The 13,800-nt window shown below is 65.1% G+C and carries 12 protein-coding genes; 11 read left to right on the top strand and 1 reads right to left on the bottom strand.

Translation table 11 applies throughout. From position 1 onward, the window contains the following. The first annotated feature begins 8 nt into the window (after window positions 1–8). On the top strand, window positions 9–944 hold the full coding sequence (locus tag NFH97_RS03475; RefSeq protein ID WP_349624433.1) for a hydroxyacid dehydrogenase: 936 nt from the start codon (window positions 9–11) through the stop codon (window positions 942–944). After that, a complete protein-coding gene (locus NFH97_RS03470) occupies window positions 941–1,942 on the top strand; it encodes an Ldh family oxidoreductase (protein WP_348827690.1) in 1,002 nt (333 codons plus the stop codon). The genes NFH97_RS03475 and NFH97_RS03470 overlap by 4 nt, the downstream gene beginning before the upstream one ends. Before the next feature lie 107 nt (window positions 1,943–2,049). On the opposite strand, the gene NFH97_RS03465 is transcribed toward NFH97_RS03470, so the two are convergent. Then, window positions 2,050–3,078 carry a LacI family DNA-binding transcriptional regulator gene (locus NFH97_RS03465; RefSeq protein ID WP_348827691.1) on the bottom strand — a complete coding sequence of 343 codons (1,029 nt, stop codon included), beginning with the start codon at window positions 3,076–3,078 and terminating at the stop codon, window positions 2,050–2,052. A 293-nt stretch (window positions 3,079–3,371) separates the two neighbouring features. Here NFH97_RS03465 and NFH97_RS03460 point away from each other — a divergent pair, with 293 nt between their 5' ends. The 9 genes from NFH97_RS03460 (at window position 3,372) to NFH97_RS03420 (ending at window position 13,682) form a co-directional block, all read left to right on the top strand. Then, window positions 3,372–3,617, top strand: a complete 246-nt coding sequence (locus tag NFH97_RS03460) for a hypothetical protein (protein ID WP_045993114.1) — start codon at window positions 3,372–3,374, stop codon at window positions 3,615–3,617. A gap of 2 nt (window positions 3,618–3,619) precedes the next feature. Next, the gene (locus NFH97_RS03455; RefSeq protein ID WP_045993115.1) at window positions 3,620–4,786 is read left to right on the top strand and encodes a TRAP transporter substrate-binding protein; all 1,167 of its coding nucleotides are present in this window, start codon (window positions 3,620–3,622) and stop codon (window positions 4,784–4,786) included. Next, on the top strand, window positions 4,758–5,321 hold the full coding sequence (locus NFH97_RS03450; protein ID WP_083970439.1) for a TRAP transporter small permease: 564 nt from the start codon (window positions 4,758–4,760) through the stop codon (window positions 5,319–5,321). Before NFH97_RS03455 ends, NFH97_RS03450 begins: the two co-directional genes overlap by 29 nt. Window positions 5,322–5,341: 20 nt before the next feature. Next, window positions 5,342–6,643, top strand: a complete 1,302-nt coding sequence (locus NFH97_RS03445) for a TRAP transporter large permease (RefSeq protein WP_231498473.1) — start codon at window positions 5,342–5,344, stop codon at window positions 6,641–6,643. 384 nt (window positions 6,644–7,027) lie between these two features. Continuing rightward, window positions 7,028–8,341, top strand: coding sequence for a histidinol dehydrogenase (hisD, locus tag NFH97_RS03440; RefSeq protein WP_348815531.1), 1,314 nt, complete (start codon window positions 7,028–7,030; stop codon window positions 8,339–8,341). A 2-nt stretch (window positions 8,342–8,343) separates the two neighbouring features. Beyond that, window positions 8,344–9,105 carry an SDR family NAD(P)-dependent oxidoreductase gene (locus NFH97_RS03435; protein WP_349624432.1) on the top strand — a complete coding sequence of 254 codons (762 nt, stop codon included), beginning with the start codon at window positions 8,344–8,346 and terminating at the stop codon, window positions 9,103–9,105. Between the two features lie 15 nt (window positions 9,106–9,120). Next, complete coding sequence (locus NFH97_RS03430; protein WP_348815532.1) at window positions 9,121–10,107, top strand: alcohol dehydrogenase catalytic domain-containing protein; 987 nt, start codon at window positions 9,121–9,123, stop codon at window positions 10,105–10,107. A 544-nt stretch (window positions 10,108–10,651) separates the two neighbouring features. Beyond that, entirely contained in the window at window positions 10,652–12,223 is a 1,572-nt protein-coding gene (locus NFH97_RS03425) for a Re/Si-specific NAD(P)(+) transhydrogenase subunit alpha (RefSeq protein ID WP_108131474.1), read from the top strand. A gap of 16 nt (window positions 12,224–12,239) precedes the next feature. After that, window positions 12,240–13,682 carry an NAD(P)(+) transhydrogenase (Re/Si-specific) subunit beta gene (locus NFH97_RS03420; protein ID WP_045991814.1) on the top strand — a complete coding sequence of 481 codons (1,443 nt, stop codon included), beginning with the start codon at window positions 12,240–12,242 and terminating at the stop codon, window positions 13,680–13,682. Window positions 13,683–13,800: the final 118 nt, after the last annotated feature.

Genomic DNA, 13,800 nt, shown 5'->3' with positions numbered 1-13,800 from the left:
GTAAAACGATGGCCAGGATAGTTATCTCGGAATTCATGGACGAGCAGGCGGTGGCCTGGCTCGGTGAGCACCACGAAGTGCTGTGTGACACCCGTCTGGTCGAGGATCGAGGACGCCTTCTGGACGCGGTGGCCGACGCCGATGCGCTGATCGTGCGCAATCGGACCCAGGTCGATAGCGAACTGCTGACAAGGGCGCCGCGCCTCAAGGTGGTGGGGCGTCTTGGTGTCGGACTCGACAATATCGACCTCGGAGCCTGCGCCGAGCGCGACGTCGAGGTCAAGCCGGCCCAGGGTGGCAACGCCGGCTCGGTGGCCGAGTACGTGATCGCCGGGGCGCTGATGCTGCGCCGAGGTGCCTACGCCTCGACCCCGGCCATGTTGGCAGGGGAGTGGCCCCGCCAGGCGCTGATGGGGCGTGAGGTCAGCGGCGCGAGGTTGGGTCTGGTGGGCTTTGGTGCCATCGCCCAGGTCACCGCCGGGCTCGCCCGGGCCCTCGGTATGGAGGTGCTGGCGTTTGATCCCCACCTGCCGGCCGAGTCTGCGGCCTGGGGCCAGACCCAGCGCTGCGAGACGCTGGAAGCGCTGTTGGCCGAGGCCGACGTGGTCAGTCTCCACGTGCCGCTCAATGACCAGACCCGACACCTGCTGGACGCCGATCGCCTGGCCGTCATGAAGCCCGGCGCAGTGGTCATCAACGCCGCCCGCGGTGGGGTGGTGGACGAGCCGGCACTGGCCGAGGCGCTCACCAGTGGACGCCTGGCGGGGGCCATGCTCGATGTGTTCGAGCAGGAGCCACTTGGCGCAGGCTCGGTGCTCGAAGGGGTGCCCCATCTGGTACTGACCCCGCATATCGCCGGGGTGACCGAGGAGTCCAACGCGCGTATCAGCCAGATGACCGCCGAGAACGTGGTTGCGGTACTGACGCCGGAGGGGGTGGCATGAGCCAGACGACAACACTTGCCCGCGAACAGGCGCGGGAACTCGCCATGGAGGCGATGCGTGCCAGAGGCTTCCCCGAGCGCGAGGCCGCCATCACGGTGGAGGCGCTGCTCGACGCCGAGCGTGACGGTCTGCCGTCCCACGGGCTCTCGCGCCTGCCGTTCTATCTGGACCAGGCCGCCAGCGGCAAGGTCAACGCCGGTGCCATACCCAGGGCCGAAGCCGATGGCGCGGTGGTGCGGGTCGACGCCGACCATGGACTGGCCTTTCCGGCCATCGCCAGCGGGCTGGAAGCCGGCTTCGAGGTGGCGCGGCAGCAGGGGCTATGCGCGGTTTCCATCGGACGCTCTCACCACTTTGGTGTGGCCGGTGCGCCGGTGGAGCGAGCGGCTCGGGAGGGCTTCATGGCGCTGGCATTCAGCAATGCACCGTCGGCCATGGCGCCCTGGGGTGGTCACAAGCCGCTCTACGGCACCAACCCCATCGCCTTCGCCTGTCCGCGACCCGAGGGCGAACCCATGCTGCTGGACCTGTCGCTGTCCAAGGTGGCCAGGGGCAAGGTGATGCTGGCGCGCAAGGCCGGCAAGCCGATTCCCGAGGGCTGGGCGGTGGGGCCGGATGGGGCGCCTACCACCGATCCGGAGGCCGCCATCCAGGGCAGCATGGTGCCGGCAGGAGACGCCAAGGGGGCGGCGCTGGCGATGATGGTGGAGCTGTTGTGCGCGGGGCTTTCCGGTAGTCGCTTCGGTTTCGAGGCGGGGTCTTTCTTCGAGGCGCAGGGAGAGCCACCCGGGGTCGGTCATTTGATGCTGCTGTTCGACGTCGATCGCTTCGCGCCCGATGTACTCGCGCGCTGTGAAGTGCTGTTCGCCGCGATGCTCGAGCAGCCGGGCGTACGCCTGCCCGGCGACCGGCGCCACCAGCTGCGACGCCAGAGCCATGATCGGTTGACGCTGCCGACGGCGGTGGTGGATGACCTGACGGCCATTGCGGCTTCCTAGACGTGCGGTTTCCTGGATAGCGTTCGCGGATACAGTTCGCGGACAGCGCCTAGAACGACTTTCTCGAATAGCTTTGCTGAATGGCTTTATCAGCCAGCTCAGCCACCCTACTGGCCGATTCCGGCAGGTGGCGGCGCCGTCGATCCCCGTAGCTGGACGCTGGCATCCAGGTGCAGGTCGCTGGGCCGCTCGCGATGGCGAATCCACGTCATCAGGGCGTCGGCGGCATGCACTCCGATGTCACTGGCGGGCACCGAGACGGTGGTCAGCGATGGCGACATGTAGGCCGCCTGGGGCAGGTCGTCGAAGCCGGTAATCGACAGTTCCCGAGGCAGGTCGAGCCCGCGTCGCTGGGCCTCGAGCAGGGCGCCGAAGGCCAGGGTGTCATTGCCGCAGAGCAGCGCCGTGGGCGGGGAGGGCATCTCCAGCAGTCGGGCGCAGGCGTCGGCGCCCTCGGCGACACCATACTCCACCACCTCGACGTCTGGCGCCGGGCAACCGGCAGCGGCAATCGCATCGCTGAACCCCTCGAAGCGGGCCCGGGCACGGTCATTGTGTTCATAGGGTGCGGTGACGATGGCGAGGTGGCGGTGGCCCAGGTCGATCAGGTGGCTCGCCAGCTGTCTGGCGGCGCCGCGATTGTCGAAGCCGATACAGGGGGCTTCGGCCTTGTCATGGGTCTGCCAGCTGGTGAGGAAGGGCAGTTGACGCTGGTGAAGCAGACGGTAGGCGTCGGCAAGGTGTTCATGGCCGATCAACACGACGCCGTCCACGCCATGCTGGACCAGCGTCCGCAACGCCTGCAGTTCGTCCTCGAGGTCGTAGCGGTAGGTGGCCAGCAGCAGACGACAGTCATGCTCCTTGAGGCGCCGCTCCAGGCTGTTGGCCATGGTGCCGAAGATCGGGTTGTCGAGGGTCGGTACCAGCAGACCGATGGCGCCGATGCGGCGTGAGGCCAGTGCACGGGCCGAACCATCCGGCACGTAGCCGAGGCGGCCGACGGCAGCCTCCACTTTCTTTCGCAGGCGGTCGCTGACGTGGGGTGCGCCGTTGAGCACCCGCGAGACAGACGCCGTCGAGACCCCGGCCTCCCGGGCCACATCTTCCAGCAACGCTCTGGTGGGACGATCGTTCATCTGGCCTCTCCTGGGTGGCGCCACCGGTGTGATCCGATCGGCGCCACGGTTGCGGCTAAAGTCGAAGGTCCTTTACAGGATTCTGGCTGGACAAGTCCTATAGAGGAATCTACCTTGAATAGTGCGCCATGTAAGCGCTTACAATTATAGCAGCAGACAGCGTTGATCGTAGTTCACTGCTGCATTTTTGCCTCGTTAGCCTGACCACGGCTTCGAGCGGAGCCGGTCCAGGCTCAGCAAGATCGACAACGACGCGTACCACCAAATACAACGAGAGTCGGGAGTCGCCACCCATGTCCAGGTCGTCTTCGTCCTCAGCCAAGTTGATGTTATGGCTGTCGATATGTCTGTTCGCCGCCTTTTTCGTCAACGTCGCCATCCAGCGCTATGTACCGGGAATGTGGGCGCTGGAAGCCGCCTACGAGGCGGTGCTGTTGACGCTCGCTACCGCCTTCTTCGTCTCTGCCTGCCTCAAGTTCGAGGGCAAGGCGCCGTCTGGCGCCGAGCCGGGCACGCCAACCACACAACAAGGACAATGACCATGCGAGATTTCATCACCAATGACAGCGGTGCTCCCAGTCAGCCGGAAAGACGGCTGTTCATGGGCACCGTGGCGAAGTTCGGTTTTACCGCCGCGGTGGTCGGTGCGGTCGGCGGTGCGTTGTTCTCGGAAAGCGCCATGGCGGCCACCGCCAAGGAAGAGTCCGAGCGAGAGAACGCGGCCGAGAGCACCATCGTGCTCGCCACTGGCTATACCCTGGGCGCCTCGCGGGCCTATCCGATCATGCAGCTCAACTTCAAGGAGAACCTGCAGAACTTCTCCGGCGGTCGGCTCTACGTGAAGCTGGCGCCCGGTGGTCAGCTCGCCACCGGCGGGGCGCTGATCTCGATGGTCCAGAACGGTTCCATCGCCATCGCCCAGCATTCGCTGTCCAACCTGTCGTCCTTCGCCCCGGAAGCCGACCTGGTGAACATTCCCTACTGGTGTGGCGAGAACCAGCGTCTGATCAATCTGGTGACCTCGGACGCCTGGCGCGACACCGTTCACCACAAGGTCGAGGAGCGCGGCTTCAAGGTGCTGTCCTATATCTGCATCGACCCGAGGACCGTCGCCGTGCGCGAGGGGCTGCTCGATGGCCCGGTGCGGGTCCCCGATGACATCTCCGGCATCAAGTTCCGGGTGCCGTCCTCGCAGATCCTGCAGCAGGTCTATCGACTGGCCGGTGCCAACCCGACGCCGGTGGCCTGGGGCGAGACCTCGTCGGCGATCAAGCAGGGCGTGGCCGATGCCCTCGACCCCAGTGTCCAGGCCCTGCTGGTGTTCGGCTTCACCGACGTGCTGTCGAGCATCTCCACCATCCAGTCGGTGCCGGATGCCCAGGTCTACACCTGCAACAAGGCCTGGTTCGACAGCCTGGATGGCGCGCTTCAGGACGCTGTCATGCAGGCGTCTGATGTCACCTTCCGCGAAAACCTCGCCAAGGTCCCGGCGGCGCGAGCCTACGCCCATGACCAGATGCGCCTGGCCGGCGTCGAGGTCTACTCCCTGAGCGACGAGGAAAAGGCCCAGTGGGTCGAGCGTTGCGGCCATCAGCTGCCCGCCTGGGACGAGACCAAGCGTGAACTGGCGGGGTCGCTGGAGGCATTCGACAAACTGCTGGCCGCCACGGAGGTGCAAAATGGCTATTTCGTCGACAGCAACGCCTAAGGACACGCGCTGGCGCGCCCTGCGCCTGCGCTGTGACGACGTCGATCGCCGCACCGAGCGCTGGCTGCTGCTGACCTTCTACGCGCTGATCATCCTGACGGTGGCGGTGGAAGTCATCCGCCGCTTTGCCCTCAACTACTCCTCTGTCTGGGGCGAGGAGCTGGCGCGCTATGCCTTTATCTACCTGGCCTGGCTCGCCGCTGCCGCGGCGGTCAGGGACCGCGCCCATATCCGCATCGATGTGCTGATCAACCTGGGCGGGCCTCGCATGAAGCGCCTGGGCTGGTGGATCTCGGATATCGCCACCCTGGTGCTGGCGGTGTGGGCACTGTACCTGTCAATCGCACCGGTGCTGACATCGATCAACTTCGGTTCGGTCACCGCGGGACTGCGGGTTTCCCAGGCGTTCTTTCTGGCCGCCATCCCGGTGGGCTTTCTGCTGATCGCCTGGCGAGTGGTGCAGAGCATGCTGGCGGATATCCGGCGCATGCAGCGTGGTGATCCGGTCTTCGATGGCCAGAAGCTCTTCGACTGAGGGGGACCGTCATGGAATTCATGGAACTTCAACAGGCCGCGGCCTCCCTGGACTGGACCTTCTATGCGCCGCTGGCGGCGCTGATCGTGATGATCCTGGTCGGGGTGCCGGTGTGGGTCGCCATCGGTCTCGGCACCCTGGGCATGCTGACCTTTACCGAGACCTTGCCGCTGTCGGTGTTCGGCGAGTCGCTGTTCGAGGGCATCAACGCCTTTGCGCTGATCGCGGTGCCGCTGTTTATCCTGACCGGCGATGCCCTGGTGCGCTCGGGGCTTTCCGGCAAGTTGCTGGATGTGGCCGAGGCCAGCGTCGGCGGGCTCAAGACCGGCCTTGGCAGCTCGACGACGCTGGGCTGCGGCTTCTTTGCCTGCATCTCCGGCTCGGACGCGGCGGGTGCCGCGGCGGTGGGGCGCATGACCATTCCCCGGCTGGTGGAGCGCGGCTATCCGTTGCCGGCGGCCTGTGCGCTGGTGGCCTCCGGTGCCTGCACCGGCATCCTGATCCCGCCATCGATCGCCTATATCGTGATGGGCCTGGTGCTCGGCATGTCCGCCTCGACGCTGTTTCTGGCGGCGGCGATCCCCGGGGTGATGGTGATGATCTCGGTCATGGCCACCAATATGGTGCTCAATCGCATCTACGGCTTCGAAGGCGATCGCGAGCGTTTCTCCTGGCGACGCTGGATCGACACCGTATGGGACGCCCGCTGGGCGCTGTTCGTACCGGTGGTGATCCTGGGCGGCATCTACACCGGCATCTTCACTCCTACCGAGGCGGCATCGGTGGCCGTGGTGGTGGTGGTCATCATCGGCCTGCGCCAGGGGCGCCTGACGCTGGGTGACATTCCGCGCATGCTGGAGAGCTCGGCGCGGGTGTGCGGCGTCATCGTGCCGATCATCGCGGTGTCCCTGCCGCTGGCGCAGAGCCTGGCCAGCCTCGATATCCCCCAGACCCTGGTCAGCGGAATCAGCGGTGTCACCGACGCCCCCTGGCTGATGATCCTGATGATGATCGGCATTCTGGTGCTGGCTGGCTGCGTGATGGAAACCACCCCCAACATCGTCATCCTGGCACCGCTGCTGCTGCCGCTGGCGCTGGAGGCGGGGATGAACGAGTTCCACTTCGCGATCCTGATGGTCACCACCCTGGGCCTGGGCTTCATCACGCCACCGCTGGGACTCAACCTGTTCGTGGTGTCCGGCTTGACCCGCTGTTCGGTGCTGTCGATCGCTCGCTACGCGCTGCCGTTCGTGCTGGGGATGCTGATCGTGGTGTTGATGATCGCTTATTTGCCTTGGTTGTCGACCTGGGCGATAGGGTAGGGCTCGTCTGAAAAGTGCCTGCGCTCGGTAATACGGCGTTAAAGATTGGCTGGTGCGCCAGCCCGGTAAAAATGCTCGTTTACACCCCTTGGTTGTCGATTTGGGCGATAGGGTAAGGAGAGGTTGGGGGAGAGCTGTCTTCCCCCTTTTTTTCAACGGATTTGTAAGCGCTTACAAAAGTGAAGGCGTAAAGGTACGAAGCGAGGGCGAGGGCGACGCTTGGCGACTGGCTGGTCCACGCCTCGCCAGAGCAACGCTCACCAAAACAACGACGCCGTCGGCGCATCACGGCCGAGTCGACGGCACACCCTAGGCACTGCGCATGCTCAAGACTCAAGCATGTGTGGCGACCGATACCGGCCGATGACCTCAAGGAGACTCAACATGGCGATTCACTACTACAAGCAAGCCGACAAGAATGCCTCCAGCAACGACACCCAGACCCATGAAGTCGTCTCGCGTATGCTCGCCGAGATCGAGGCCGGGGGAGAGGCCAAGGCGCGGGAGTACTGTCGCGAACTCGACGGCTGGGAAGGCGACGTCATCGTCAGCCGTGACCAGATCGAGGCGGCCAGGGAGAAGGTCCCCGAGCAGCTCAAGCAGGATATCCACTTCGCCTATGAGCGCGTCAGCCGGTTTGCCGCTGCCCAGCGCGACAGCATCCAGGGCTTCGAGACCGAGCTGTCTCCGGGCCTGTTCGCCGGGCAGAAGCTGATCCCGATGGAGACCGCCGGTTGCTACGTGCCCGGTGGCCGCTACGCGCATATTGCCTCGGCGATCATGAGCGTGGCCACCGCCAAGGTGGCCGGGGTCAAGAACGTGGTGGCCTGTTCGGTGCCGCGGGACGAGAACGGCATCCACCCGGCCATCCTCTATGCGATGGATCTCGCCGGTGCCGACGTCATCCTGCAGATGGGCGGGGTTCAGGGCATCGCCTCCATGGCCTTTGGACTGTTCACCGGCAAGCCCGCCGACATTCTGGTCGGCCCGGGCAACCGCTTCGTCGCCGAGTCCAAGCGTCAGTTGTTCGGACGCTGCGGCATCGACATGTTCGCCGGGCCCACCGAGATCGGCATCATCGCCGATCACAGCGCCGATCCCGATATCGTGGTCGAGGACCTGGTCGGCCAGGCCGAGCACGGCCCGGATTCGCCGGCCTGGCTGTTCACCACCTCGCGTGAATTGGCCGAATCGGTAGATCAGCGCATCCAGGCGCGTATCGATGATCTGCCGGAAACCCAGCGCAAGGCCGCCGACGCCGCCTGGCGCGACTACGGCGAGATCATCGTCTGCGATACCCGGGAGGAAGCCGTCGAGGTCAGCGATCGTTATGCCTCCGAACATCTGGAACTGCAGGTGGAGGATCTGGACTGGTGGATGGAGCGCCTCAACAGCTACGGCTCGCTGTTCGTCGGCGAGGAAGCCTCGGTGGCGTTCGGCGACAAGTGTTCGGGCACCAATCATATCCTCCCGACCAAGGGGGCGGCGCGTTACACCGGCGGGCTGTGCGCCCAGAAGTTCCTCAAGATCGTGACCTACCAGCGCCAGAGCCGCGAGGCCACCCGCACCGTAGCCGCTACCGCCGCCAGGCTGTCGCGCTGCGAGGGCATGGAAGGCCATGCCCGAACCGGCGATATCCGTCTGGCCAAGTACTATCCCGATGAGCGCTTTGTGCTGGCGGTGGAAGAGGACGTATGACCATGCGCCCCGATTTTGACCTCGACGGACGGGTGGCGCTGGTCACCGGGGGCAGCAGCGGGCTGGGTCTTGCCATCGGCGAGGCACTGGCGGCGAGCGGCGCCCGGGTGTTGCTCGCCGCCAGGCGTCAGGACGCGCTGGATGCGGGAGTGGAGCGGATTCGGAGCATGGGCGGCCAGGCGGCCGCCCTCAGCGCCGACCTGGCCGACGCCAGGGGCCTCGAAGAGGTGGCACATCGCGCCACCGAGGCGTTTGGCGATCCCCAGATTGTGGTCAACGCCGCCGGGGTGAACCTGCGCCAGCCGGCAGAAGAGGTCGATCTGGCCTCGTGGGAGCTGACCCTGCAGCTCCACCTGGGCACGCCGTTCTTTCTGTCACGGGCGCTGGTGCCTGGGATGCGCGCGGCGGGCTACGGTCGCATCATCAACCTGGCCTCGCTGCAGTCCAGTCGTGCCTTTCCCGACAGCGCCCCTTATGGCGCCGGCAAGGGTGGCATCGCCCAGCTGACCCGCGCCATGGCCGAGGCCTGGTCGCGCCACGGTATCAACGCCAATGCGCTGGCGCCGGGATTCTTTCCTACCGAGCTGACCTCACCGGTGTTCGACGATGCGGCCAGGTCCGAGGCGCTGGCGCGCCAGACCGCCATCGGCCGTAACGGAAGGCTTGAGGATATCGCGGGACCGGCGGTATTCCTGGCGTCCCCGGCCTCGGCCTACGTCACCGGCCAGATCCTTCACGTCGATGGCGGCTTTACCGCCAAGTGATTCAGGAGACTCACCATGCAAGCCTTGTTCTACGTCGGTCGCGAGCAGATGGAGATGCGTGGCACCGAACCCGAGCCGCTCAAGCCGGGGGAGTCGCGGGTGCAGGTGGAGGCCACCGGCATCTGCGGTTCCGACCTGCATGCCTACCATGGCCATGATCCCCGGCGGGTGCCGCCGATGATCCTGGGCCACGAGGTCGCGGGACGGGTGGTCGAGGGCGCCTGGAAGGGCAAGCGGGTCACCATGAACCCGCTGATCGTCTGCGGCCACTGCGAGTACTGCCAGGCCGGGCGCCAGAATCTGTGCGAGAACCGCAGCATGATCGGCATGAATCGCCCCGGCAGCTTCGCCGAGACGGTCAACATCGCCGATCACAGCCTGATCGAGCTGCCACAGACGCTTAGCGCCGAGGTCGCCGCCATGACCGAGCCGGTGGCGACTGCAGTGCATGGTATTCACCGCCTGGAGCGGGTGCTCGATCGCCCGCTGGCGGAGTCCCGGGTGCTGGTGATCGGTGCCGGCGCCATTGGCCTGATGACCGCCTTGATCCTGCGCCAGCGCGGGGTGCGCTCGCTGCGTATCGCCGATCTCAACCCGCTGCGCCGGGAGGCGGCGCTCAGGGTCGGGCTCGAGGCCTTCGACCCGCGCGAAGCGCCGCCCCGGGCCGACTCGGTGGAAGCGGTGTTCGACTGTGTGGGAGCTGGCCCCACGCGCAAGATGGCGGTGGCCTCGGCTAGTCCTGGTGGCGCCATCATGCACCTTGGTCTGCAGGACAACGATGGGGTCACGGATACCCGCGCCATCACCTTGAAGGAGCTGAGTTTTCTTGGTGCCTACACCTACAGCTTCGGTGATCTTCGCGCTGCCGTCGCACTGCTCGACGCCGGTGCGCTGGGGGAGCTGTCCTGGGTCGAGAAGCGGCCTCTGGCCGAGGGGCCGGCCGCCTTCGAGGAGCTGGCAAGCGGGCGCAGCGCCGCCGCCAAGGTCATTCTGTATCCGTAAGGGCCGCGTTGGCACCGAGCAGCGCTTTGAACAGGCGATGTCGAGTGGACACTCTTGGCGTCGCCTGTTGCTTCACCAGCGCTTTTGCCAGCGCTATCTGTCATCCTTTCGCCAGTCCTGTCGCCAGCGCTATCCGTCATCCTTCCGGCTATCTTCTGGGTTCATCCTGTCGGCAAGGTGGCGCAGATGTTCGACGATTTTTCTGAGCGAATAGATAGCTGAGTGAGCGCTTGTTCAATCGCGAAAGGGAGGTCGACCTCAGGCTGAATTTTCCGTTGTTGTTCGCTGGAGGTTGCCTTCAGGGTGTGATCACGCCGCCAGGCCGGGCACGCCGGGCCTGGGAGGCTCGGAAGGGCATAAGGTTACACCCCGCTTCGTGCCGGTTCTCTTAATGGATTCAGGTGGTTGCTCTCACATTGCAGTGCACAAATTACTGGCGATCCCCTCTTGTGCAGACTAGCCACAAGAGGTAACACTGGTAGGAATGACAACAAGAAACCATAACAAGCAATCGTAATAACGTTGGCCACATGGGAGATCCATCGTGAAGATAGGAGCACCAAGGGAACGGCATAAGGGCGAGGCGCGTGTCGCGCTGACGCCCGAGAGCGCCGGACACATTCAGAAGCTGGGTCACGAGTGCCTGATCGAGACGGGCGCAGGTGAGCTTGCCGGCTTTACCGACGCCGCCTATGAAGAGGCCGGTGTCACTATCGTCGACAGCATGGAGGCGGTATTCGAGCAGGCCGATGTGGTCGTCAAGGTGCGCGAGCCACAGAAGGAAGAGTCCGACCTGCTGCGCCAGGGCCAGACCCTGATCAGCTTCTTCTGGCCGGCCCAGAACGAGGAGATGCTCGAGACCTGCAAGGACAAGGGTGCCAGCGTCGTCGCCATGGACATGGTGCCGCGGATTTCCCGCGCCCAGAAGATGGATGCGCTGTCCTCCACCGCCAACATCGCCGGCTATCGCGCGGTGATCGAGGCAGGCAACCAGTTCGGGCGCTTCTTCACCGGTCAGGTCACCGCCGCGGGCAAGGTGCCGCCGGCCAAGGTGCTGATCATCGGTGCCGGCGTTGCCGGTCTTGCCGCCATCGGTACCGCCACCAGCCTTGGTGCGGTGGTGCGTGCCTTCGACGTGCGCCCCGAGGTTTCCGAGCAGATCGAGTCCATGGGCGCCGAGTTCCTGTTCCTCGATTTCGAGGACTCCCAGGACGGCTCCGAAAGCGGTGGCTATGCGGCGCCCTCCAGCCCCGAGTTCCGCGAAAAGCAGCTCGAGCTGTTCCGTCAGCAGGCCCCCGAGGTGGATATCGTCATCACCACCGCCCTGATCCCCGGACGCCCGGCTCCCAAGCTGTGGCTCGAGGACATGGTCAAGGCGATGAAGCCTGGCTCTGTGGTGGTCGACCTGGCCGCCGAGAAGGGCGGCAACTGCGACCTGACCAAGCCTGATGAGCGCGTGGTCACCGACAACGGCGTCATCGTGGTCGGCTATACCGACTTCCCGTCGCGCATGGCTACCCAGTCGTCGCTGCTGTACTCGACCAATATCCGTCACATGCTGACCGATCTGACGCCGGAGAAGGACGGCAAGATCGTTCACGACATGGAAGACGATGTGATCCGTGGCGCTACCGTCACCCACCAGGGTGAGGTCACCTTTCCGCCGCCTCCGCCCAAGGTCAAGGCCATCGCCGCGGCCAAGCCGAAGCCCAAGGAGAAGGAGCCGACACCGGAGGAGCGCAAGGCTGCCGAACACGCTGCCTTCATGAAGCAGACCAAGAGCCAGGTCACCATGCTGGCGGTCGGCGGCATCGTCATGGGGCTGCTCGGTCTGGTGGCGCCGGCGTCCTTCATGCAGCACCTTATCGTCTTCGCGCTGGCCTGCTTCGTCGGTTTTCAGGTCATCTGGAACGTCAGTCACTCTCTGCACACGCCGCTGATGGCGGTGACCAATGCGATTTCCGGGATCATCATCCTCGGTGCCGTGCTCCAGGTGGGCTCGGGTAGCTGGTTGGTCGCCTTGCTGGCGGGCATCTCGGTGCTGATCGCTTCCATCAACGTCGTGGGTGGCTTCCTGGTGACACGCCGGATGCTGGCCATGTTCCAGAAGTCCTGAACCGCGGAGAGACGAAATGCTAGGACAACAATTCGTAACCGCCGCGGCGATCGCGGCGAGTGTGCTGTTCATCCTCTCGCTGGGGGGACTGAGCAATCAGGAAAAGGCCAAGCGCGCGGTGTGGTACGGCATCGTCGGTATGGGCCTGGCGGTGTTCTCCGTCATGCTCGGCCCGAACATCGGCAACTACTGGCTGATGATCCCCTTGATGATCGTCGGTGCCGTGGTCGGCACCATGGTGGCCAAGCGGGTCGAGATGACCCAGATGCCGCAGCTGGTGGCGGCGCTGCACTCCTTCGTCGGTCTGGCGGCGGTGTTCGTCGGCTGGAACGCCGAGATGGAACGTGCCCGGGTGCTGGCGCTGAAGGCGGCCGGTGAGTCCCTCGACGGCCTGTCGGCGTTCGCCGCTACTCTGGCCTACAAGACACCTGCCGAGCTGACCTTCCTGCAGGTCGAGGTGGTGCTGGGCGTGTTCATCGGTGCGGTGACCTTCACCGGCTCGGTGATCGCCTTCGGCAAGCTGGCCGGCAAGATCGACGGCAAGCCGAAGAAGTACCCCGGCGGTCATGCCCTGAACGCCGGTGCGGCGATTCTCTCGCTGGTGCTGGCCATCGCCTACCTCAACGGTGCCGGCTTCTGGACACTGTTGCTGATCGCTCTGCTCGCCTTCTTCATCGGCTGGCACCTGATCCTCGGCATCGGCGGCGCCGACATGCCGGTGGTGGTGTCGATGCTCAACAGCTACTCGGGCTGGGCCGCGGCCGCTATCGGCTTCACCCTGTCCAATGACCTGCTGATCGTCACCGGTGCGCTGGTGGGCTCCTCCGGTGCCATCCTGTCGTACATCATGTGCAAGGCGATGAACCGCAACTTCGTCAGCGTCATCCTCGGTGGCTTCGGCGGTACCCAGGGGCCGGCCCAGGAGATCGAGGGCGAGCAGGTGTCGATCGACGCCGGTGGCGTCAGCAGCGCCCTCAACGACGCCGACAGCGTGATTATCGTGCCGGGGTACGGCATGGCGGTGGCCCAGGCCCAGAACGCGGTCAGCGAACTGGTGCGCAAGCTGCGCTCCGCCGGCAAGGAGGTGCGCTTCGGCATCCACCCGGTGGCAGGTCGTCTGCCGGGTCACATGAACGTGCTGTTGGCCGAGGCCAAGGTACCCTACGATATCGTGCTGGAGATGGACGAGATCAATGATGACTTCGCTTCCACCGACGTGGTCATCATCATCGGCTCCAACGACATCGTGAACCCGGCCGCCCAGGAAGACCCCAACAGCCCCATCGCCGGCATGCCGGTGCTCAAGGTGTGGGAGTCCAAGCAGGTGTTCGTGTGCAAGCGTGGTCAGGGAACCGGCTACTCGGGCATCGAGAACCCGCTGTTCTTCAAGGAGAACACCCGGATGTTCTACGGCGATGCCCGGGCCAGTATCGATTCGCTGATTCCGCTGATCGACTGAACTGAGCCGCGTGTAGTACAGGGCTCCTCTTTAGAGGGGCCCGACAACGCCCCTGTTTAAAGGGGCCCGAAGACGCCCCTCCTTGTAGGGGCCCGAAGACGCCCCTCTTCAAGGGGGC

The sequence above is a fragment of the Halomonas sp. SCS19 genome (assembly GCF_040147015.1).
GTDB lineage: Bacteria > Pseudomonadota > Gammaproteobacteria > Pseudomonadales > Halomonadaceae > Halomonas > Halomonas litopenaei.
This window is presented reverse-complemented; position numbering and strand designations above follow the sequence as displayed.

What these genes read in the sequence shown, in the direction of transcription:
- NFH97_RS03475 (WP_349624433.1), top strand. Translation starts at nt 9, where the DNA reads ATGGCCAGGATAGTTATCTCGGAATTCATGGACGAGCAGGCGGTGGCC.
- NFH97_RS03470 (WP_348827690.1), top strand. Translation starts at nt 941, where the DNA reads ATGAGCCAGACGACAACACTTGCCCGCGAACAGGCGCGGGAACTCGCC.
- NFH97_RS03465 (WP_348827691.1), bottom strand. Translation starts at nt 3,078, where the DNA reads ATGAACGATCGTCCCACCAGAGCGTTGCTGGAAGATGTGGCCCGGGAG.
- NFH97_RS03460 (WP_045993114.1), top strand. Translation starts at nt 3,372, where the DNA reads ATGTCCAGGTCGTCTTCGTCCTCAGCCAAGTTGATGTTATGGCTGTCG.
- NFH97_RS03455 (WP_045993115.1), top strand. Translation starts at nt 3,620, where the DNA reads ATGCGAGATTTCATCACCAATGACAGCGGTGCTCCCAGTCAGCCGGAA.
- NFH97_RS03450 (WP_083970439.1), top strand. Translation starts at nt 4,758, where the DNA reads ATGGCTATTTCGTCGACAGCAACGCCTAAGGACACGCGCTGGCGCGCC.
- NFH97_RS03445 (WP_231498473.1), top strand. Translation starts at nt 5,342, where the DNA reads ATGGAACTTCAACAGGCCGCGGCCTCCCTGGACTGGACCTTCTATGCG.
- hisD (WP_348815531.1), top strand. Translation starts at nt 7,028, where the DNA reads ATGGCGATTCACTACTACAAGCAAGCCGACAAGAATGCCTCCAGCAAC.
- NFH97_RS03435 (WP_349624432.1), top strand. Translation starts at nt 8,344, where the DNA reads ATGCGCCCCGATTTTGACCTCGACGGACGGGTGGCGCTGGTCACCGGG.
- NFH97_RS03430 (WP_348815532.1), top strand. Translation starts at nt 9,121, where the DNA reads ATGCAAGCCTTGTTCTACGTCGGTCGCGAGCAGATGGAGATGCGTGGC.
- NFH97_RS03420 (WP_045991814.1), top strand. Translation starts at nt 12,240, where the DNA reads ATGCTAGGACAACAATTCGTAACCGCCGCGGCGATCGCGGCGAGTGTG.